The 21104-nt window shown below is 40.6% G+C and carries 18 protein-coding genes; 5 read left to right on the top strand and 13 right to left on the bottom strand.

Going from position 1 to position 21104, the window contains the following annotated elements; translation table 11 throughout:
* Positions 1–270: 270 nt before the first annotated feature.
* The 8 genes from JF50_RS19725 to JF50_RS19695 form a co-directional block, all read right to left on the bottom strand.
* Positions 271–1731: a TonB-dependent receptor plug domain-containing protein gene (locus tag JF50_RS19725; protein ID WP_052262517.1), complete on the bottom strand. Its 1461-nt coding sequence runs from the start codon at positions 1729–1731 to the stop codon at positions 271–273.
* Positions 1713–2261: a TonB-dependent receptor plug domain-containing protein gene (locus JF50_RS27710; protein ID WP_052262515.1), complete on the bottom strand. Its 549-nt coding sequence runs from the start codon at positions 2259–2261 to the stop codon at positions 1713–1715. The genes JF50_RS19725 and JF50_RS27710 overlap by 19 nt, the downstream gene beginning before the upstream one ends.
* 134 nt (positions 2262–2395) lie before the next feature.
* Positions 2396–2656, bottom strand: a complete 261-nt coding sequence (locus JF50_RS19720; RefSeq protein WP_039610969.1) for a CBU_0592 family membrane protein — start codon at positions 2654–2656, stop codon at positions 2396–2398.
* A gap of 154 nt (positions 2657–2810) precedes the next feature.
* On the bottom strand, positions 2811–3062 hold the full coding sequence (locus tag JF50_RS27705; protein ID WP_080760258.1) for a hypothetical protein: 252 nt from the start codon (positions 3060–3062) through the stop codon (positions 2811–2813).
* Positions 3063–3473, bottom strand: coding sequence for a DUF1761 domain-containing protein (locus tag JF50_RS19710; protein ID WP_039610968.1), 411 nt, complete (start codon positions 3471–3473; stop codon positions 3063–3065).
* A gap of 71 nt (positions 3474–3544) precedes the next feature.
* Positions 3545–4066, bottom strand: coding sequence for a response regulator transcription factor (locus JF50_RS19705; protein WP_039610281.1), 522 nt, complete (start codon positions 4064–4066; stop codon positions 3545–3547).
* Complete coding sequence (locus tag JF50_RS19700; protein WP_039610943.1) at positions 4063–5298, bottom strand: ATP-binding protein; 1236 nt, start codon at positions 5296–5298, stop codon at positions 4063–4065. Before JF50_RS19700 ends, JF50_RS19705 begins: the two co-directional genes overlap by 4 nt.
* 78 nt (positions 5299–5376) lie before the next feature.
* On the bottom strand, positions 5377–5775 hold the full coding sequence (locus JF50_RS19695; protein ID WP_039610280.1) for a DUF4440 domain-containing protein: 399 nt from the start codon (positions 5773–5775) through the stop codon (positions 5377–5379).
* Between the two features lie 138 nt (positions 5776–5913).
* On the opposite strand from JF50_RS19695, the gene JF50_RS19690 reads away from it, so the two are divergent.
* Both JF50_RS19690 and JF50_RS19685 read left to right on the top strand, forming a co-directional pair.
* Positions 5914–6987, top strand: coding sequence for a ketoacyl-ACP synthase III (locus JF50_RS19690; RefSeq protein WP_039610279.1), 1074 nt, complete (start codon positions 5914–5916; stop codon positions 6985–6987).
* Positions 6988–7261: 274 nt separating this feature from the next.
* Entirely contained in the window at positions 7262–8737 is a 1476-nt protein-coding gene (locus tag JF50_RS19685; RefSeq protein WP_039610967.1) for an aminoacyl-histidine dipeptidase, read from the top strand.
* A gap of 45 nt (positions 8738–8782) precedes the next feature.
* On the opposite strand, the gene JF50_RS19680 is transcribed toward JF50_RS19685, so the two are convergent.
* Together JF50_RS19680 and JF50_RS19675 are read right to left on the bottom strand one after the other, a co-directional pair.
* Complete coding sequence (locus JF50_RS19680; RefSeq protein ID WP_039610278.1) at positions 8783–10147, bottom strand: leucyl aminopeptidase family protein; 1365 nt, start codon at positions 10145–10147, stop codon at positions 8783–8785.
* Between the two features lie 170 nt (positions 10148–10317).
* Positions 10318–10683 (bottom strand): hypothetical protein, encoded by a 366-nt coding sequence (locus JF50_RS19675; RefSeq protein ID WP_039610277.1) that lies wholly within the window; start codon positions 10681–10683, stop codon positions 10318–10320.
* Positions 10684–11121: 438 nt separating this feature from the next.
* Between JF50_RS19675 and JF50_RS19670 the strand changes: the two genes are divergently transcribed.
* Positions 11122–13743, top strand: coding sequence for a TonB-dependent receptor plug domain-containing protein (locus JF50_RS19670; RefSeq protein WP_039610276.1), 2622 nt, complete (start codon positions 11122–11124; stop codon positions 13741–13743).
* Positions 13744–13832: 89 nt separating this feature from the next.
* Complete coding sequence (locus JF50_RS19665) at positions 13833–15272, top strand: tetratricopeptide repeat-containing sulfotransferase family protein (RefSeq protein ID WP_039610275.1); 1440 nt, start codon at positions 13833–13835, stop codon at positions 15270–15272.
* Between the two features lie 15 nt (positions 15273–15287).
* On the opposite strand, the gene JF50_RS19660 is transcribed toward JF50_RS19665, so the two are convergent.
* Positions 15288–16193, bottom strand: a complete 906-nt coding sequence (locus JF50_RS19660; RefSeq protein WP_039610274.1) for an alpha/beta fold hydrolase — start codon at positions 16191–16193, stop codon at positions 15288–15290.
* A gap of 121 nt (positions 16194–16314) precedes the next feature.
* Here JF50_RS19660 and rlmF point away from each other — a divergent pair, with 121 nt between their 5' ends.
* Positions 16315–17181, top strand: coding sequence for a 23S rRNA (adenine(1618)-N(6))-methyltransferase RlmF (gene rlmF / locus JF50_RS19655; protein ID WP_039610942.1), 867 nt, complete (start codon positions 16315–16317; stop codon positions 17179–17181).
* 25 nt (positions 17182–17206) lie between these two features.
* Here rlmF and JF50_RS19650 read toward each other — a convergent pair whose 3' ends face one another.
* Both JF50_RS19650 and JF50_RS19645 read right to left on the bottom strand, forming a co-directional pair.
* Positions 17207–19633 carry a PAS domain S-box protein gene (locus JF50_RS19650; protein WP_039610941.1) on the bottom strand — a complete coding sequence of 809 codons (2427 nt, stop codon included), beginning with the start codon at positions 19631–19633 and terminating at the stop codon, positions 17207–17209.
* 107 nt (positions 19634–19740) lie between these two features.
* On the bottom strand, positions 19741–21081 hold the full coding sequence (locus JF50_RS19645) for an ATP-binding protein (protein ID WP_052262340.1): 1341 nt from the start codon (positions 21079–21081) through the stop codon (positions 19741–19743).
* Positions 21082–21104: the final 23 nt, after the last annotated feature.

Here is a 21104-nt window from a genome sequence, read left to right as displayed (position 1 = left end):
ACATAAATTAAACCTATGGCCAGTTGTATTTTTTAATCAATACTTTCATAAAGTTAGCTAAATTAAGACAAAATTCACAGTCTAAATATGACCAAAATGTAAACAAAATACTACAAAATCAATATTAGATTATCAATAACGATTTAAGGGCATAAACGAATGGGATTTATGCGCGTGCAATTCTCCCATTTAAGTAGGCTAAAGCGATATCTTCATTTGTTTTATGATAAAGTTGAACAGGTGATTTATATAAACTTTTGCACAGCGGAGTTAAAATTCGTAGGTATAACGCAGTCTCAGCTGCCTGCCTTTTTGTGGCACCCTGCCATCGTATCTTCTGGGATCGAATGCATCGGTAGACTTATCAAACGCATTTTGAACTTGTAACGCAACCCCTTGTTTATCATTTATTTTCCAGCCAATCGTTGCGCCAAATAACCAATGACTTGGCTGATGGTAAGGTGAAAATTCAGGATCATCAGGTAACACAGCAGGGATGACCGTGATGCTGTCTCTCCATATCCCGTTGACGGAGTATTGCATATCTCCTTGGCTATAATTGAATACTATAGAACCAAACTTTTTATAACTCGGGTTAAACGGTAAATCGATGTATTGGGTAAATGTGCTAGATAACCAAGCTGATTCATTTATATGCAACGTGCCGCTAAATTCAAAACCTTGCATGCTAGTTTCAAATACATTGTCAAACGTAAAACGAGATAATGCTTCGTCCACAGGAATTAAATTAATAAAATCCTCTAATTCATTATCAAATAAAACCAAATCGACTTGCCAATTATCATTTTTTGCATGCCATACTAACTCTGTCGTTTTTAAATATTCTGCTTTTAGATCTGGGTTACCAACGGTCACTTCGTCATTTGAATGCAGCTCATTACTAACAGGGGCTCTAAATGCCTCGCCATACTGTAGCTTAAAAGTATGCACAGGATTAAATTGATAAATGAGTGCCAATCTTGGTGATAATTTACGATCGATGTCAATCACATCATCATAACGAAGCCCTGTAAACATTGTGATAGATTCAGTGAGGGTATATTTAACTTGTGTATAAACGGCGTAAGAGTCGAAGCTAGCTTCGAGCGGCTCAAAAGGCTTATGATTGCTAATAACTTGAAGGCCGCCAAGGTAAAAAGGCTCATCTACAAAAATCTGCCCAGTCTCAGGGTTATAATAATTAGTGTATACATCAGCACGAGATTGCTCTTCCCAAGAATATTCAGCACCAAAAATGATATTTAGAGACTGGTTATATCCATACACAGTTTCGCTGTTTAAAGTAAGATCTCTTGATTGCCAACGTGGGCCTACAAAAAAATCGTGGTCTAATTGAAGTTCTTCAGCACTGGCAATTAATCCTGCACTTTTTATGTCATGCTTTATAAATTCCAATCTTGTCGTATTTGAAAGTGAGTCACTCCATGATGATTTGACTTCCAATTGCATACCCAGATTGCGACTGGTGTGCCTATTATCTTTAGACTCACCTGATAAATTAATAAACTCATCTAATCGCGTCTCAGAGTTATGAATTGCAAATCGCCAATTCTCCCAATTTAACTCAACCTCAACGAACCGACCATCAATCGGATCTCGCACTTTCGCTTCAAAATACTCATCTCCATCATCTCTGTATAAAGAGGCATTAGCTTGAAGTGACAGACCATTTTCAAACGTATGATGAGCGCTTAATGCGCCTTGATACATACCATTGTCGCCGACAGCAGCCATAAATTGGTTAGAATTTTCTTTGTAACGATATTCATCACGCCTAAAAAGGCATTGCTGCCATACAAAGCGGAACCGGGCCCTCTGATAAACTCAACTCGTTCTACTATTTCAACGGGGATAAAAGGAGCATAAACAGAAGCTTTGCCAAAAGACGCATCATTAAGTCTTTGCCCATTGAGCATGACCAGCACATTACCGCTGTCTAAATAGATACCGCGTGCGTGCTCTTTTGGCACAGCACCAACCCAATCGCCGCGAGTTGACTGCATGCCAGGCACGAAGTTCATGAGTTCATATACATTGGCGACGCCTAATAATTGAATATGTTGACGATTAAAAACGGTCGTACTCGATGGCACAGTGGTAGGTGATTCAGTGGTTTTAGTGGCTAAAGTAATGTTAACGTCAAGCAATTCCTCAAAGCTCAACTCAAATAGCTCTTCTTGAGAAGCAATTGCATTAAAGCAAAAAAGAAAGACAAAAATAAGCGGGACTGTTTTTTTCATATTGAGCCTGACTACTGATACCGTAACAAGCTCAACTCAGGTGAACAATTTCACCAAATTTTGCTTACACAGTTACCGTTCATACATCTAAATAATACGCATGAAATGTAACTGTGCAAGTTTTTACTTAAGTTTTATGCAGCCTGTAACTTCTTTGCCTTGAAATACTTATACAAGCCAATCAAGGAAGCAACTATCCAAAACAGCTCAATTACAAAGCTCGCTAGGTTGAAGTTGTAGCATAAACTAATAAGTAGCAGGATTGCACCAGAGAGGTTCATGAGGTTATATTTGAGGCCATCTGGTGTGACCTTTTCAAGTTGCAGTAAGAAAAACGCTCCAACTACAAGAAAAGTACCAGTCATACCTATTACATCAAATAAAATGTCAATCATGTTTTTGTCCATATATTTTGTGGATACTCACCCAAACACGCTGGCCCTTTTCCATGGGTAGGGTGACTTTCAATCGTTGAAACAGCACAAACTCATGAATTATCTTAAAATCATGATGATTGAGACAGGATATTTGTCCTTATATTGAAATCACTTATTTAAAAGTCACTTTATTGCCAACAATTTTGAGTGCAGGTGCCCCCCTTATCAGAGTCTTTCTGGAAAACTCTTGTTCGCAATCAGGGCAATGAGTTTGATTGATGGTATGATCAACACTTATTCGTTCGACAAAGCATTTTATGAGGCTGCCCTTACCGCCTTTTCGGTACTTAAACAACTTGGCTTTGCACTTAGAGCAAAACACATCGACTGTCCGAGTAGGGCCCTTTTTATTAGGTTTGGCCAATTAATTTAAACTCCCAACCACAAATCCGATTAAAGTAAATTGTAATGTGTGATAACCCGCATTCACTAGAAATAGTTTTAGAGGCCTTTGCTCAAACAAGTAACTAATCCCAAACGACGTGGTGACAAAAGTAACCCCAATAAACAGACCAAATGTCATCGCATCCAATACTGAAGGGCCTTTTCCAACTAACATCGCAACAGCAACCGAAGCCAAAATACAGAGCATAAATGAGCCTAAGAATATAGCTTTATGATCGGCATGTTTTAAGTCGAGTTCAGTTAATCCAGCACCTTCTAACCACGCCTGTTGGAACATCAATGGAGAATACCACAGGCCTCCGAGCAAAAAAGAGCTCAATGCAGCTAACAGTACTGCCACTATATTTACTTCGAATACATACATTAGCATTTGCTCCATTGTTTAACTATTTTCAATTTAGTTAAAATCTACCAATTGAGCAATGTAAGCGCCAAAGTTGACTATTTTGATACCGGTCTTTTTTGCAACTTACGCTGTAAAGTTCTTCTGTGCATATTGAGCTGACGAGCCGTTTCCGACACATTGCCCTCATTTGCTTGCAATGTTTGTTGGATATGTTCCCACTCCAATCGCTCTGGCGACATTGTTGACTCAAACGAGTCTTCAATCGCCACCTCTTCACCTAGTAGTTTTTTTGCAATCAACTTCGTGTCAGCAGGCTTTGTCAAGTAATCATCCGCCCCCAGTTTTATTGCTTCAACCGCGGTCGCGATACTGGCAAAACCTGTTAGCAAAACCAATATACAGTTGGGAAGCACTTGTCTAATTTGTGCGATATGCTGCAAACCAGATGAATGCTCAAGCTTCATATCTAGCAGCACATACTCAGGTAAAAATGCGCTGCACTGAGATAAGATGTCTCTCTCATAATTCACGACTTGACACTCAAATCCCATCTTTGACATCCGCCTTGCGAGCGTATTTGAAAAGGCGACATCATCCTCAATAATTAATAACCTCATGATAAACCTACTATCGGTAATACAGCGGTAGACAGGACGCCACCTTCTGCCAAATTTTCAAGGTGTAATTCACCATTTACTCTCTCTAACGTTGCATGAGTTAACAACAGCGCCATACCAAAACCAGTATCACTTTCGACAATAGATTTGCCCAAGTCATCTAACTTCTTCTGAGCAATTCCTTTGCCTTCATCTTTGATCAATAAATACCATTTCCCCCCTTCTGCATATGCAGTCAATTCAATATGGTACTTATCGGCACGCTCATTTGCTTTTGCCGCATTGACTATCAAATTTAACAGTGAAGGCACTAACATTGGATCCCCATTGATCTCAACAGAAGATGTCTTTTCAACAATGGACAAAGATTGTTCTGGATATTGAAGCGTCATTAACTCTTCTAGTTGCGCTATCACAAATTGTGTAGATTGCGCCTTTTCTTGACGCTTTAACTTAAGTAGCTCTGTTTGCTCTCTAAAACTATCTAGTTGAATACGACACTGCGAAAGCGGTCCGTGCATCTCAGAAACCGCAGGATGTTCAGGGAAATCCTCACGAAGTTCCTCCAACAATAAATTTAGGTGAGCAATCGGCGTCGCGAGTTGGTGCGTTACCTGTGCTGCGGCACTACCAAGTGCTAAAAGCTGCTCTTGTTGCAATTGCTTTTCGCGCGTTTTCGCCAACAGCGCCTCTCTCTCTCGAATCCGCTTCACAAGTATTGCGACAACACCGACAGTCACAACCACCATGAAAACAAAATTCACAAACATGCCTAGCAAGTGCTCGCCCATATGCATACCATGGTGATGCATTGGCATAGTCACAGCCAAATACAAATAACCATATGAGAGCAAAGCACTCGCTGATACAAATAACACGTAACCAATTGAAACGGTAACCGCGGCTATAATACAAGGTAAGAGTAATAATGAAACAAAAGCGTTACTTGCACCGCCTAAAAAAGACAGTAAAACAGATAAAAAGACGATGTCTGCCATCAACTGTAAAGTCATGGCCCTTTCTGAGATTTCTCTGCTTCTACGATACAAAACAATGCTAACGAGTTGAAACAGTGATTCTAATGCTATCACCGTAAAAACAGGCTGATGGGGGATGCTTTTGTCGAGCAATAAAATTGAAATTAACACCAAAATAAGCTGTAAGACAATCGCAATCGAACGCAGTAAAAGCAGCTGTCCAAGTGCAGATTGGGGCGAGAAAGCAATAACCATGTAGCAAGCCTAAAAGCAAATGAGGACGTACTTTACCCGATCAATCTCCCAACTTAAAGGCATCAGAACTAGAAATGCTCAATCATATTTGAGAATAAACTCTGGGCTGGGAGTACCTTGATGAAAGAGTAACTGCCACCCTGCTCCGTTGTTACGCCATAAAGACATTCTGAGAGAAAACTGTAAGTTAGAATAAGCATTACGTCGATAGGCCGCATGATAAGTAAGCTGTGCTATCGTCTCACTTAACATTTGTCCCCTAAAGTCTTGATTATAAAACTGCGGTACTTTTTCGCTTGGCAACCGCGACAGTACATGCCGTTTATCAAACAATAACCCATTGGCAGAAATTTCGTAAAAATCATCATCCAATAACAAAGATAAGCGCTCTTTAGATTCTCTCACATGTGGTTCAAGTAAGCGTCGCTCTAAGGATATGAGTTCATCAAGTAGTTCTTGAGTGATTTTCTGAGTCATAAACAGCTGATATCTGACCTGTTTCTCATACAATTCTAGTCAAATGTACCAATTCAACAAGGTATTCTTTGTGTACAAATCAATAGTTTGTTATAAATATGCAATTAACCGAGTGGTCGGATTTGATTAAGAGACACTATGATATATGCAAAAATTACAGGTTGGGGTAAAGCATTACCACCAGCTTCTATCAGCAATGATGAAATGAGCACCATTGTTGATACCACTGACGAATGGATAACAACGCGTACTGGGATCCGTGCTCGTCGCGTTAGTCACGTAAGCACAGCTGAATTGGCCACCATCGCCAGTAAACAGGCCCTAGCCTGCGCAGATGTGAGTGGTGAGGATATTGATTTAGTGTTGCTTGCTACCTGCACACCTTCAACTATGGTTGCCAATACAGCCTCTCTGGTACAAAAAAACATTGGCGCTACCGGTGCTGCAGCCTGCGATACCAATGCCGCTTGCTCTGGGTTTCTTTATGCTTTACAAAATGCAACTGCACAGATCCAGTCTGGTATGATCAAAAAAGCAGTCGTTGTCGCTGCGGAGCGCATGACTTGGTATATCAACTGGGCTAAAAGAGACAGTGCAGTGTTGTTTGGTGATGGCGCTGGTGCAGTTGTACTGGAAGCGAGCTCAGAACCAAGCGGTTTACTGGGTACAAAAACAGGGTGTGATACTGAAGATAGAGATATTTTACACATAGCCAACTACGGAACAGACTTAAATAAATATGAGGCAGTTGGCCCATCTGACCTATTGTTTGAAGGACGTGAAATCTTCAAGCGCGCAGTAACCGGTATGAGCTTGGCGTGCGATGACGTTATGGATAAAGCGAAGCTCAACCTTGATGACATTGACGCCCTTATTCCTCATCAGGCTAATCTTCGTATTATCCAAGCAATACAGAAAAAGTTAGATATCGAAGACGAAAAAGTGATTGTCAACATCGACAAGTATGGCAACACATCAGCTGCAACAATTGCAATCGCGCTATGTGAAGCTGTCGAACAGGGGATGATCAAGCCACATGCTAACATTATGTCTGCCGCTTTTGGAGCCGGGCTAACTTGGGCTGCAAGTTATATAAAGTGGGGCGAACGCATTACACCTCTCGCGACTTCAGATTATACATTTACGCCTTGTGAACAATCAGGACTTGAACTCGTTCAAGATGCCGTCACCGCTTGTAAAAATAACTCCTAATCACTGTGAGCAGTAGCGTCAGCTACTGCTCGAAATACTCCATCATACCTGATAGTATTAGCGCTTCAGCACTCGAAAGACCACTACGTCTTTAAACACTCTGCTTTGTTACATTGACTACTTTAAATAATGCTTAATTCCTTATTTTGACGCTGTATAATCGTCTTACATTTAGAATTACTTTTGATTATTTCAATTAGAGTAGTAAATAGACAACTGGTGTTTGCTACACAATCAAAATTACTGACAACAAGCTAGTTATTAGGGGAATATGGTGTTTAAACCTCATTCAGAGATTAGCCAACTCGAACCACAAATCGTTTGGCAATTTTTCGACCAAATTTGTTCCATCCCACATCCATCTAAACATGAAGAAGCACTTGCTCAATTTATTGTTAACTGGGCGAATTCAAGAGATTTAGCCACGCGTCGTGATAAAACCGGTAATGTCTTTATCAAAAAGCCTGCAACCGAAGGCATGGAAAATAGAAAGCCTGTCGTTTTGCAAGCACACATTGATATGGTGCCTCAAAAAAATGATGATACAGCGCATAACTTCGAAACCGATCCAATTAGACCATTTATAGACGGTGACTGGGTAACCGCAGACGGAACTACGCTAGGCGCAGACAACGGTATTGGTATGGCTTCTTGTCTTGCGGTACTTGCTTCAGATGACGTTGCACATGGACCACTGGAGGTCATTTTAACAATTGACGAAGAAGCGGGTATGACTGGCGCATTTGGTTTAGAAGCGGGCTGGCTAGAGGGTGAGATTTTACTCAACACCGACTCTGAACAAGAAGGCGAGATCTACATGGGCTGTGCAGGCGGCATTGATGCTGGCCTAACACTTGATATCGAGAGACAAGAAAAATCAGCCCAGCAGACTTATTTAGAAATTTCTTTGAAAGGCCTAAAAGGAGGTCACTCTGGCGTAGATATTCATACCGGACGTGCCAACGCAAATAAGCTGTTAGCTCGCACATTGAAACATCACCTTACAGATATTGAGTTCCAAATTGTTGAATTCAAAGGTGGCTCTTTAAGAAACGCAATCCCACGTGAAGCCTACACAACCATTGCCATTCAAGACGCAGACATCAATAAAGTCTCTACCTATATTGAGCAAGTACAATCTCTCATGCGCCAAGAGTTGTCAGCTATTGAGACGGGCCTCACTTTCAATGTTAGTCAAACAGAGAGTGCGCTAAATCCACTGACATTAACCAGCACTCAGCAACTGTTATCCCTATTAAATGCATGCCCTAATGGCGTCGTTCGAATGAGTGATGATATTCAAGGCGTCGTAGAAACCTCATTAAACTTGGGTGTGATTACAACACAAGCAGACAGCATAGAAATATTATGCCTGATCCGCTCTTTGATTGACTCAGGTAGAAAAGATGTTGAAGGTACTTTGTCTTCATTGGCAGAGCTTGCCGGTGCAAAAGTTGAGTTTTCTGGTGCTTACCCTGGTTGGAAACCTGAGCCTGAATCAGAACTAATTCATATCTTCAGAGACATGTACGAAGGCATTTATGGTAAAAAGCCAGATATCATGGTGATACATGCAGGGCTTGAATGTGGTTTATTTAAAGAACCATATCCTGAGATGGACATGATATCGTTCGGCCCGACCATTAAGTTTCCTCATTCTCCTGATGAGAAAGTACATATTGAATCTGTCGGCTTGTACTGGCAACAAATGAAAGCATTACTTTCAAACATACCAGTTAAAACGGCTTAAATAATAAAAAAACGGCTCATATGAGCCGTTTTTTATGTATATTAATTAGGAGAAGCGTTTTTGTAAGTATGCAAATGTAGCTCTAAGGCCCAAGCCTTCACCACCCACAGGTCTCCCTGGCAAATGGCGAACATTCCACGCCATCACATCAAAGTGTAGCCACGGCGTATTTTCAGGCTCAACAAACTCTTTTAGGTACAGCGCAGCTGTAATAGAGCCTCCGAATGGCGTCGAACCACAGTTTGAAATATCTGCTATATCGCTTTTGAAAAGACCTTTATATTGATCAAACAGAGGCAGTTGCCATACTGGATCATTATGCTCCAAGCCTTCAGCAATGATGTCATTGGCGATTTTCTGATCTGTACTATAAAAACCAGGTAACTCAGTACCTAAAGCAATACGACATGCCCCTGTTAAAGTAGCAAAGTCAATCAATAGATCAGGGTTTTCAGTTTGCGCTTCAGCCAATGCATCACATAATACCAAGCGCCCTTCTGCATCCGTATTATCGATCTCTACGGTGATCCCTTTACGAGTCACAATGACGTCACCAGGTCTAAACGCGTTTTTCGAAACGGCATTTTCAACCGCAGGCACTAATACACGTAATCTAACAGGTAGGTTTGCCGACATGATCATATGTGCAAGACCAAGTACATGAGCAGCGCCACCCATGTCTTTTTTCATATTGCGCATGCCTGCAGCAGGTTTCAGGTCTAATCCGCCCGAATCAAAACACACACCTTTACCAACTAAAGTTAATTTTGGCGCGTTTTCATCACCCCAAGTTAAATCCAACAAACGAGGCTTGTTATCACTGGCGCGGCCAACCATATGAATAGTTGGGTAGTTGTGCTCAAGTAACTCATCTCCAATCAACTGTTTAAATTCAGCACCAAATTGCTCAGTTAATTCAATGAACGTTTCCGCTAAATGTTGAGGCATCATGTCAGCCGCTGGCGTATTTACCAAATCGCGAACCAAGTATATGCCAGTTGTAATATCAGAAACTTTTTTACAAAGTTGCTCATTGGAAATGGCTAATTTAGCTTGAATAGGTGCCGCTTTTTTATAAGCGTTATATTTATATGCACCAAGAATATAACCCGTTGCAGCTCTTTCAATTAGATCTTCACTGCCAACAAATTGATATAGACCTTTTGGAAGTTGCTTAGCAAGGTCTCCAGCGAGCCATTGATCATCAAGCGACTCAACAACACAGACAACACTTGATAACTCACCGCTAGTCAAATCAGGTATCAGCAATACATTCTGACCTTCTTGGCGAGTCGCCAATACAAAGCTTTTTGACGGTTCTGCGTGGTCTGATAGCCAACGATCAAGGTTTGCTTCTGTGGTAAGATGAATTGGTGTTCCTTCTTGGGAATGAACGAGTAAAGTACTCATACGTGCCTCTTATTCTAAGTTGTATTGCCTCAAGGATAACAATAACTGACACACAATTCACCGTTATAAGGGTAAGTTTTTTCTATATTTTCGTAAACACAATATCAATTAAACGTAATAGAAAAAGCGCCACAAAACACGAAACCTCTTAATAAGCTTTTAAATGGCTATTACTTCTTTTTGTCTGCTTTTTTAATTGCAAAAGAGCTAGGTAACACTTCTACACCAAACTTATTCCCTAGCGCGATGATTAAAGGGATGGTGATTGGCGCAAATGGTAAAATGGCGAACACGCCTAGGCCTAATCCTTTTAAAACATCTACGAACTGCTTATTAGCAACTTTGAGTTCTGATCTCGTTGCGTTCCCTAACGTGTATCTTTTATAGATATCAAGCATCTCTTCCGTTTCTTGCTTTTCTTGCGCTAGGGCTCCTTTCAAAGCAATCAGGGTACGTTTGATCCTTAACCTTTGTCTTTTTCTACTTATTCGTGCCACCCGTATAGGTGCTTTATGCACGACCTTTATCAATCGCATTGACAACCAAAATCAGCTTATTTTCTGACATTCTAGCAAACTTCTATATAAAAATCGTGCGGATATTTGGTCCAAACCAAAGTGGCATTTAAACCTCGATCGCACTCACACAAATTAATAAATGTCACAGTGTTAAATAAATGGTTAATACAATCCCAAAATTATCAATAAAACCAATTTAAAATAGCGTTCCTTTGCAATTAACAACCCATCCCAGTACCTTTTATATTAACAAAAAACAGTTAAAACCATCACAAAAAGTCTAAAAAAACGTTTTATTTAAAAATAAATACAATTAAATCAAACAAAAGATTGAACTTAACAAATTGACTGCTACATTTATACACGTGTTAATTGGTTGATTAAAACTATGTGAAAACACAATATTGCATATTGCAATTTAGTATACAAAAAATTTAGAAAAACTGGGGAAACAGGATGAAACTACAGAGATGCAAGCTAAGAAAGGCTATTCAGTATGCTATTTCTACGACTGCAGCAACAACCGCGCTTTTAGCATTTGGTGTTCAAGCGGATGCCAGAGAAGAAGGCGCCAATAAAGATATAGAGAAGATCGCCGTCGTTGGTTCGAGGGCAGCACCAAGGTCAATTGGGGAATCACCGGTACCGATTGATATTATTGGTGGTGATGAATTAAGTAAGGCTGGTGGCGATGACATGCTTGAGCTTCTTAAAGGATCAGTACCTTCGCTCAATGTCCATGCAAACCCGATCAGTGATGCTGCAAGTCTTGTGAGACCTGCTAACTTACGCGGCTTGCCTGCTGATTCGACATTAATTCTACTTAACGGAAAACGTCGTCACCGCTCTTCTGTTATTGCATTTTTAGGTGGTGGTATCAATGATGGTGCACAAGGACCAGATATTTCTGTTATCCCAAGTGTCGCCCTTAAGCAGGTCGAAGTGCTTCGTGACGGTGCTGCTGCACAATATGGCTCTGATGCAATAGCAGGTGTTTTGAACTTTGTACTTAAAGATGCTTCAGAAGGCGGCAGTTTTTCTGTTAAACAGGGCGAGTATTATGAAGGGGATGGTGATACAACAACATTTGAAGGTAACATTGGCCTACCATTCACTGATCAAGGCTTTGTAAATTTAAGTTTTCAATATAAAGAGGCAGACCCAACAAGCCGAAGTGTTCAAAGACCTGATGCACAAGCATATATAGATGCCAGCGTAGAAGGAGTGAGAGATCCAGCACAGATTTGGGGTGCACCAGAGATAAAAGACGATATTACGCTGTTTGGTAATGTTGGACTTGAATTAAGTAATAGTTCTGAATTTTATATGTTTGGTAACTATTCCGAGCGTGATGTAAAAGGTGGGTTCTATTATCGTAATCCACAAACCCGTCCGCAAGTCTACTCTGGTGATGGCGGTAATACTCTGCTTGTTGCTGATTTAGATGGCGTTGGCACAGGTATCGAGTGCCCAACTGTAAACCTCATAGGTGCGGATGAAAAACGCATACAAAATGTTTCAAACATCGTCGCATACCAGCAAATTGCAGCTGACACAGAACTAGGCAGAAATTGCTTTGCATTCAATGAGATTCTGCCAGGTGGCTTCACTCCTAACTTTGGCGGTAACATCACGGATACATCACTGACCATCGGCACAAAAGGTGAGTTTACTGAAGGCTTTATGGAAGGCGGCTTCTATGATGTCAGTGGCTCTGTCGGACGAAATGAATCTCGTTACTTCATCACCAATACGGTGAATGCTTCACTAGGTGCGGAAACACCGATGGAGTTTAGCCCAGGTAAATATATTCAGTTAGAGAAAAACTTTAATTTGGATGTATCAAAAGGCTTCGACTTTGATCTGGCTTATGAAGTAAATGTCGCAGCTGGCCTTGAATGGCATGAAGAAACCTTTGAAGTTATTGCCGGAGATGAAGCATCTTTCATTGCAGGTCCTCTTACACAACAAAACTTCGGTATTGGTTCTAATGGTTTCCCAGGCTTCCAGCCTTCTGCCGCTGGCGAATTTACTCGACGTAACTATGCCGCATATGTAGATGTTGAAACCCCATTCACAGATGACTTTTTAATGGGGTGGGCGCTAAGATATGAGGACTATGACTCGTTCGGTTCGACGACTAACTTCAAAATTGTGGGTCAATATCAGTTAACTGATGATTTATCAGTGCGTGGCTCTGTTAGCACAGGTTTCCGTGCGCCGACAGTGGGTCAGGCAAATGTTAGTAACGTTCAAACAAACCTAAGCAGCGGCGTTCTCGTTGACTCAGCCCTTCTTCCACCAACAAACCCAGTTTCGGAAATTCTAGGTGGTACTGAGCTACAACCTGAAGAGTCTGAAAGTTACACATTGGGTTTTGTATATCAAACGGGCGATTTGTTCTTAACCATCGATTACTACAACATCCAAGTTGAAGACAGACTCAGTCAATCAAATAAAATTGACTTAACACCTGCACAAAAAGAAGCATTAAAAGCTGACGGCGTGCCAAATGTTGACAGTATAGCTCAGGTATCTTTCTTTACTAATGACTTTGATACCACAACACAAGGTGTGGACGTTGTGGCTAACTATTCAATGGACTTGATAGGTGGCTTCGCGACCTTTAGCATGGCGTATAACTGGAATGAAACTGAAGTTGATAAGTTCTCGACGATTACGGGGGATTTCAAGGTAGAACGCTTAGAAAAAGACTTGCCACAGCATCGCGCTACATACACGTGGACGCAACAGTGGGAAGATTTCTCTGGCTTTATTCGCTACAACTACTTTGGTGAATACCAAGGTGTTCACGTTGACTATGATGCTACAGCAATCATGGCCGATCCCAGCTTCACTTTTGATGCCGAGCTAACGTATTACGCGACAGAGAATATCAGCTTAACGGTAGGTGCAAATAACATCTTTGACCAAGATGCAGAGAAAGTCATTGACTTTCTTGAAGAGGGCAACAATGAACTTACGCCTTCAAACACATGGGGGGGTATCTACTATGAAACCTCTCCATTTGGTATTAATGGTGGTTTCTACTATGTCAAAGCAACTTATACGTTCTAAACTTTATCTGTAACCCAGAAGCAAAAGAGGAATTAGCGATGGCTATTTCCTCTTTTTATTTTTATCATTAAAATAAACTGCTTAAGAACATGTTACTTTTAGACCGTGCAACTGAATTACTATTAGAAAATAGGCTTAGAGAAGCTGAATTTATGTTTAAGCAAGTGCTTAAACAAAACCCAAAAAATGGCAAAGCCCTATTCGGACTTGGCCGAATATGCATGCGCTTAGAGCAATATGATAATGCCATCTATTATCTCAAAAGAGCGTGCGAACACCTGCCTAAAATGCTTGATCCCCTCTATGCATTAGCCGATGCTTTTATCGCAGTAGGGTCTCCTGTCGATGCAAAAACCGTGCTTGAATACGCGCTTAGCGTTGCACGACATAATGCACAAATCCATTACCACCTTGGGCAATTCTATTTAGACCATGGGTTTATAGATAATGCCTATCAAGTGTTTAAAAAAGGGCTAGACTGTCCTGTCTCTGGTGTTTCGGTGTTCATGATTTTTGAACTCATGCAACTTGCGCGCCCGGACGAAATTCCAGTTTTAATGGAGCGCCTTAAAGAGTTTGAGAATAAATTCGAGCATCCCACATTTCATATTGTTGCATACCATGCCTATGCAACAGCCCATCAAGCACTTGGCGAGAACAAAGAAGCATTCGAGTATTATAAAAAAGCCAACGAATTGCAGCTCACTCAATGTACATTTAGAACCGCTGATATGTTGCCTTTTTTCAGCCGTTTACTGGATACCTGCGATGATGATTTCTTCTCAAAACCAATTGATAAGGTCAAGTCAACCTTTACTCCCGTGTTCATTGTTGGCTTGCCAAGAACCGGCTCTACTCTATTAGAGCAGATCCTTACTCAACACTCTCAGGTTGGAACCATTGGCGAGAGCATTGTGCTGAGTGACAAAATCGTCCCTTACCTTGAAATGCGTACGGAGCGTAATTTCCCTGAATGTATCTATGACCCCTCAACATCAATGTTAGACTACTGTCGCAGCGTCTATGTTGATGAAATAAAAAAACATCGCGTGCAAGAAGAAGCCGTGATCAATAAATTACCCTCTAACTTTCAAAATGTTGGCTTAATATACAAATTATTTCCTAATGCCCGAGTAATACATTTAACGCGTGAATTTAAAGCCAATGCATGGTCTGTCTATAGTAACCATTTCGCTGAGAATGAACCTTATTTCTGCTCGCTTACTGAATTTGAACTCTATGCAGACATTGAACAACAGGTGATGTCTCATTTTGCAACCCGAATAAAAAGAAATATATATGAGGTAAGCTACGAAAAGTTAATTGAAGAACCTGAGCGCACCATTCAAAAAATTCTTAATTTTATCTATTTAAAATATGAACCAGAGTGTATGGAGTTTTATAAAAGCCGAGCAAAGGTATCGACGTTAAGTAAAACTCAAGTCAGGCAGCCTATTCACACTCGTTCTTTGAGTCGATGGCAAATTTTTGAAGCTCAAATTGAAAAAGAATTAGACAAACCAACGTAACAACAAAGGCTTATCTCACCCCTTATAATAGTCAAACCAATATAGTACATCTTGAAACTGGTCGTTGATGGCATTGGGGTGAGTTAACATATCAATATGACCGTAATTATGTTTATGGCCATATTTTTTACCATAAATTTTGAGTTCTTGGATCCCGATACCTGACTCCTTCATAAACATTGTAATGTCGATCGGCTGAGCCAACGCTTTGTCACTCACGCCTGCAATATGCAGCGTTGGCGGCAATGTGATGTTCTCTAAAGCAGCGCCATAATCAAAAGCATCGTCACTATCAACCCAAGGGCTTATCTGAGCCCATTGCGCACTTTGCCTATGTGATTTAGCAGTCTCACTATCAGATCCCCACCGCAGTTTTTTGGCAGGTAAAAAACCATACTTTTTGGTATAATAGTAAGCCAACCAATACCATAGTATATTGGCTTTTAATAACTTCTCTGGATGGTTGTTATATAAACTTCGTTTAGAACCAAAGTAGGCACACGCACGCACATGCTCAATTTCACTTGGAAAGCGGGCAAACACACTATTCATAATCACCCCACCCCAAGAGTGCGCAACCCAATATTCAGGCCTTCTACCTAATCGTGAAGAAATAAAATCTAATGCTGTTGGTATATCCTCTAAGATGGACTCTGTTTGTCCATAATCATGATTTTTGTCTATAGCAGGCTCGCTATCACCTCGTCCCCGTAAATCCAAAACAAAACATCTATACCCCTGCTTTGCTAAATAAGGCGCAAAACCTTTATTGGAGTGAGTGTAGAAAATTTTACCATTTTCAATTGCACCATGAAGACATAAAACAATAGGTCCTTGTTTATCTGGGTTATGAATATATCTAAGGTGTAATGACGCATTGCCCTGTGATAAAGGTACTTGTATTGATTCTTGTTTTATCATGATATATCCATACTTTTTACTCATCGTACCAGTAGATATATTTAAAAGTAAACCCATTAGTGGAGACATTGAAAATAAGGTATAATTTCAGGCAGTAATTTTGTGATATACATTTTCAATCATGCACCCTAGAAACAAACATGCCAACGGCTATGATCTGTCAGACTTATCAGAGGCCACCCCGGAATTGACTCAGTTCATAATCGACAAACCAAATCATCAAAGTACCATTGACTTCTCTGATGCTCGTGCAGTGCTATTACTTAATAAAGCTTTGTTGTTTAGGCATTACGGGATTAAATTTTGGGATCTGCCGCAACAGTTTTTATGTCCACCTATTCCTGGAAGGGCAGACTATATCCATGCTCTAGCCGACTTGCTTGCAGAGGACAATGACGGCATCATACCTACAGGAAAAAAAATAAAGTGCTTGGATATCGGAACAGGCGCCAATCTCATTTACCCAATACTTGGCAGTGCAGAGTATAAATGGCAGTTTATTGGCAGTGATATAAACCCTATTGCGGTGAAAGTGGCTGACAATATAGCAAAAGCAAACAAGCTTCCAGTAAAAATAAAGCAACAAACCGATAGCAATGCGATATTTAAAGGTATCATCACAAAAGACAGCTATTTCGATATCACAATGTGTAACCCCCCATTTCATGCTAGTGAAAAAGAAGCGCAGCAGGGTACACAGAGAAAGTGGAAAAATTTAGGTATCAGCAAAACAGCCAAACAACTCAATTTTGGCGGTCATGCACCAGAGCTTTGGTGTGAAGGCGGCGAGCTATCATTCATAACGAGTATGATAAAAGAGAGCGCGCAGTTTGGTAAACAAGTAGGCTGGTTCACGAGTTTAGTGTCTAAAAAAGATAATTTACCTGCGCTAACAAAGTGTTTAAAACAACACAATGTCAAACGTCATAAAGTCATAAAAATGCTTCAGGGTAACAAACAAAGCCGCTTTATCGCATGGCAGTTTTAATTAACTGCCCCACTTTTCATCTCCCTTATAATCTCGAGCAAAATTTGTTTAAAACACCAAACAACGCTCGCATATCAATTGGCTTGCCGATGTGGGAAACAAACCCTTGAGACAAATACCGTCGGACATCACTCGACATGACGTTAGCGGTAAGGGCGATTACGGGTAAGTTAGGTTGGTGTGCATTTATTACTTGCTGTGCTTCAATGCCATCCATTTCAGGCATATGAATGTCCATTAAAACCAAGTCGAATTGGCGAGAGCGACAAGCATCAACCGCCAAGATGCCATTTTCAACCACCATTAATTCTGCTTGTGTATCTTTTAACATCATTTCAACAAGCATCTGATTTATTTTGTTATCTTCTGCAATGAGTATTTTTTTACCCGCTAAGTCTGGGGGAGATAATGATTTCTTAGGGGGTGTTCTCGACGCTTGAGTATTTTTATCAATTGGTAAGATAACGCGGATATGTGTGCCTTTTCCTTGCTCGCTGCTGAGTTCAATACTGCCTTGCATAAGCTTAACTAAACTCGCTGTAATGGACATACCAAGCCCTGTACCGCCATACTTTCTGGTTGTTGACGTATCCGCTTGCGCAAAGCGATCAAAGATACAATTTTGAGCCTCCGCGTTCATGCCAATACCAGTATCACAAACCTCAACAATCACAGCTGCTTTTTCATTCAGTACCGTTTCAGCTAAGTGTATGTTTACAGATCCACTCTCCGTAAACTTTACGGCATTTGAAGCAAGGTTCAGTAATATCTGTTTGACTCTAACCAAATCCCCAAGCCACTGGTCCTTAAATTGCTTATCAATAATGATGGCAAACTCGAGCCCTTTATTACTGATCAATGCATCTAAATCGTATTTTACAGAATCCAATATATCCGCAAATGAAATGGGCGCATTCTCAAGCTCAAGTTTATTGGATTCTATTTTTGAGTAATCCAAAATATCATTGATAATTGTAAGCAAACTTTGAGCTGAAAAAGCGGCGTTAGCCAGCGTCTTTCTGTTATCTGAGTCCAACTCTGCACTTTGCAATAACTGAAGCCCACCTAAAATAGCATTCATAGGTGTTCGGATTTCATGACTCATGTTTGCCAAAAAATCGCTTTTAGCTTTCACTGAATTTTCTGCAGCTAGCTTAGCTGCAGCAAGTTTCTCAATAACGGCAACCTTGTCTGTTACATCATAATTTACACCAATGACTTTAATTGGCACACCCAATTTATCTTTAATGATTTCGGCACTGGCTTTCATAGTCCTTATATCACCATTTGGGTGCACAACTCTAAACTCCGGATCATAAACGCCTTCACCTTGTACAGCTGAAGCCAGTTTAGAACGTACAAATTCGAGATCATCAGGGTGTACACTATTTTCCCAAGCTTCATACACACCAGAAAACTGCCCTGCCGTTACACCATATAGCTTAAACATCCAATCATCCCAAATAAGCTCATTGGAAATTAAATCCCATTCCCAAACGCCAATCTCAGCTGAGTCATTCGCAAGCTGCATCCTAATAGCAAAAGAATCGGCTTCATCTTTCGCTTTCTGAATTTGTGCTTCGACTTCCTTTTGGCGCGTAGTGTCTTGAACCACAGACCAGATAAAATCTATTTCATCGCTATCTGTAATTTTGATACCTGATAATAAGACTGGAAATACCTTGCCAGATTTATGAATATACTCCTTTGCATAAGGTCCATATCGCCCTCTCATTTTCAAGTCTTCAAGCTGTTTATACTCCTGCTGTTCATATTTTTTCGGCGTCAATTGCCAATAGTCCATTTGATTCAGCTCTTCGACAGAATACCCCGTAATGTTACCGAACTCCTGATTGACATAATCAAAGCTACCATCTTGCATAAAATTAATGGCAATGCCGACGGGTGCCAAATTAACAAAGTGCTCAAATTTTTCTTTCTCTCTCTGATATGCCTTCTGATAGTGCTTAATATCCGAATGCGCTTCATCAAGTTTTTGTTGGGCTTGCACTATTTCTGTGATGTCTCTTCCGATTGCGAGAATAAGTTCCTCACCGTGAAATTGCACGGATGTTAAAGATACTAAACAAGGAAAAGTCGAACCATCGGGGCGGCAATGGGTCCATTGGAATAGCTGAGCTCCCTCCTGCTGCGTTTTCTCAATATATTGCTTCGCTAACTGTTCAGATGATTGACCACATGGCTGATGCTTTGGTGAGATGTCAGCAGGAGTCAGTTGCAAAAACGCTTCCTTACTATTGATCCCATGCATTTCAATCGCCGCAGTATTGCACTCAACGAATGTCCCAGACTGAAGATCAACAATAGAAAGCGCATCACCGGACACATCGAATAGCTTTTTGTATTTATCTCGTTCAAAGGTAACTTGCTCAAGCTCAGATCGTAATCTTTTCAGTTCATTCTCTAAATTTGCACATCTTGTCCGAGACATAGCAGCTCCATATGCGCTTCAGTCTAAAATTATTTCACCAATTGGAATAAATATAGGAGTAAACCCTGATTATTTGAATTAAGCAGGTTGTGCTTATTCCCCAGCACTTAGTCAAAAGACGAATCAACTTCAGCGGCAGGAAGTTGAATTTCAAACTGGCTGCCAATACCAAGCTTTGACGCCACAATAATATCCCCTCCTTGGTTTTTAGCCATCATTAAGGCAATCGTCAGCCCCAAGCCAACATTGGAGCCAACAGGCTTAGTGGTGTAAAAAGGGTCAAATATTCGTGTTAGTTTATCTGGCTCGATCCCGCAGCCTGTGTCTTCGAACACAATACGTACAATCCCTGCATTTTTGCTGGCTGTTATTTTGACATCACTTATCTCCGATCCCGACTCTTTTGCGTTGAGGTATAAAGCTTCAAAAACTTTCAGCAGCTGCTCTCTACAACACATAACCTGAACACTTTTATCATGAGTGCTTTCATATATCTTTTGGTCGGTTATCTCACTACAAAACGTCGTGAGTATCTCATTTAAATCATATTCCCTAGGCTGTTCATCAGATACACCATTAAACACCGACAGCGCCGCAACTATGCGTTCAATTCTATTTAAATCAATTGCATTGTCTTCGAGCAATTCACCTATATCAGTAAAGTCACTGACTAGCTGATTTTCTCCAAAGCCCTCAACTTTTTCGAATAAAGAATCAATATAATCCTTTAAAACCGCAAAGTTACATTTCAATGCTCCCAGTGGGTTATTGATCTCGTGAGCCATACCTGCGGCTAAATAGCCTACAGACGCCATTTTTTCAGATTGTACTAATGTTGCCTGCTGTCTAATAATCTTGTCTTTCGCTTCTCTAAGAGAACGGTTAGACGCAACCAGTTCAGCCGTTCGCTTCTCTACCTTTTCTTCTAGAGTTTCATTTAGCTCTTTTAATTCACGCGCTAATTCTGATTGCTTTTTGATATCACGAAAAGCCCGCAAGGCGCTTGTCATCGTGATATATAAACGGGACTTTGTCAGATCTACTTTATTTTTGTAGTCATTAATATCATATTTGAGCATCACTTCGTGTTCTGGAATCGTACTGGGTTGCCCTGTTCTCAAAATAATGCGCACATCATGATTATTAAGCTCTTGCCTAATTTGGCGAACACATTCAAGGCCCGCGTTGTCTGTTTCCATAATTACATCGAGTAGAACAACACATATTTCAGGATCAGATTGCATATGCTTCATTGCTTCAGCTTTAGAGTATGCATGTAAAAATGACAGCTCTCTGCCTTCGTAGGTAAATTTTGATAAAGCCATGATCGTCACATCATGTATTTCAGGCTCATCGTCGACGACGAGTACTTTCCATGGAGGAAGCTGAGATGTCTGAGTTGTTTGCGCAGACTCGCTTGCAAGAAAAGAAAAAGTTGAGTTAGGCATGGCTACCAATTGTCTGTATTGAT

This window comes from Pseudoalteromonas luteoviolacea (assembly GCF_000814765.1).
Taxonomy (GTDB): Bacteria; Pseudomonadota; Gammaproteobacteria; order Enterobacterales; family Alteromonadaceae; genus Pseudoalteromonas; species Pseudoalteromonas luteoviolacea_H.
The sequence above is the reverse complement of the archived record's forward strand: the minus strand, read 5'-3'. Positions and strand labels throughout refer to the sequence as shown.

What these genes read in the sequence shown, in the direction of transcription:
- rlmF (WP_039610942.1), top strand. Translation starts at nt 16,315, where the DNA reads ATGCACCCTAGAAACAAACATGCCAACGGCTATGATCTGTCAGACTTA.
- JF50_RS19665 (WP_039610275.1), top strand. Translation starts at nt 13,833, where the DNA reads ATGTTACTTTTAGACCGTGCAACTGAATTACTATTAGAAAATAGGCTT.
- JF50_RS19720 (WP_039610969.1), bottom strand. Translation starts at nt 2,656, where the DNA reads ATGATTGACATTTTATTTGATGTAATAGGTATGACTGGTACTTTTCTT.
- JF50_RS19690 (WP_039610279.1), top strand. Translation starts at nt 5,914, where the DNA reads ATGATATATGCAAAAATTACAGGTTGGGGTAAAGCATTACCACCAGCT.
- JF50_RS19675 (WP_039610277.1), bottom strand. Translation starts at nt 10,683, where the DNA reads ATGCGATTGATAAAGGTCGTGCATAAAGCACCTATACGGGTGGCACGA.
- JF50_RS19705 (WP_039610281.1), bottom strand. Translation starts at nt 4,066, where the DNA reads ATGAGGTTATTAATTATTGAGGATGATGTCGCCTTTTCAAATACGCTC.
- JF50_RS19725 (WP_052262517.1), bottom strand. Translation starts at nt 1,731, where the DNA reads ATGTATCAAGGCGCATTAAGCGCTCATCATACGTTTGAAAATGGTCTG.
- JF50_RS19695 (WP_039610280.1), bottom strand. Translation starts at nt 5,775, where the DNA reads ATGACTCAGAAAATCACTCAAGAACTACTTGATGAACTCATATCCTTA.
- JF50_RS19645 (WP_052262340.1), bottom strand. Translation starts at nt 21,081, where the DNA reads ATGCCTAACTCAACTTTTTCTTTTCTTGCAAGCGAGTCTGCGCAAACA.
- JF50_RS27710 (WP_052262515.1), bottom strand. Translation starts at nt 2,261, where the DNA reads ATGAAAAAAACAGTCCCGCTTATTTTTGTCTTTCTTTTTTGCTTTAAT.
- JF50_RS19710 (WP_039610968.1), bottom strand. Translation starts at nt 3,473, where the DNA reads ATGCTAATGTATGTATTCGAAGTAAATATAGTGGCAGTACTGTTAGCT.
- JF50_RS19700 (WP_039610943.1), bottom strand. Translation starts at nt 5,298, where the DNA reads ATGGTTATTGCTTTCTCGCCCCAATCTGCACTTGGACAGCTGCTTTTA.
- JF50_RS19660 (WP_039610274.1), bottom strand. Translation starts at nt 16,193, where the DNA reads ATGATAAAACAAGAATCAATACAAGTACCTTTATCACAGGGCAATGCG.
- JF50_RS19650 (WP_039610941.1), bottom strand. Translation starts at nt 19,633, where the DNA reads ATGTCTCGGACAAGATGTGCAAATTTAGAGAATGAACTGAAAAGATTA.
- JF50_RS19670 (WP_039610276.1), top strand. Translation starts at nt 11,122, where the DNA reads ATGAAACTACAGAGATGCAAGCTAAGAAAGGCTATTCAGTATGCTATT.
- JF50_RS19680 (WP_039610278.1), bottom strand. Translation starts at nt 10,147, where the DNA reads ATGAGTACTTTACTCGTTCATTCCCAAGAAGGAACACCAATTCATCTT.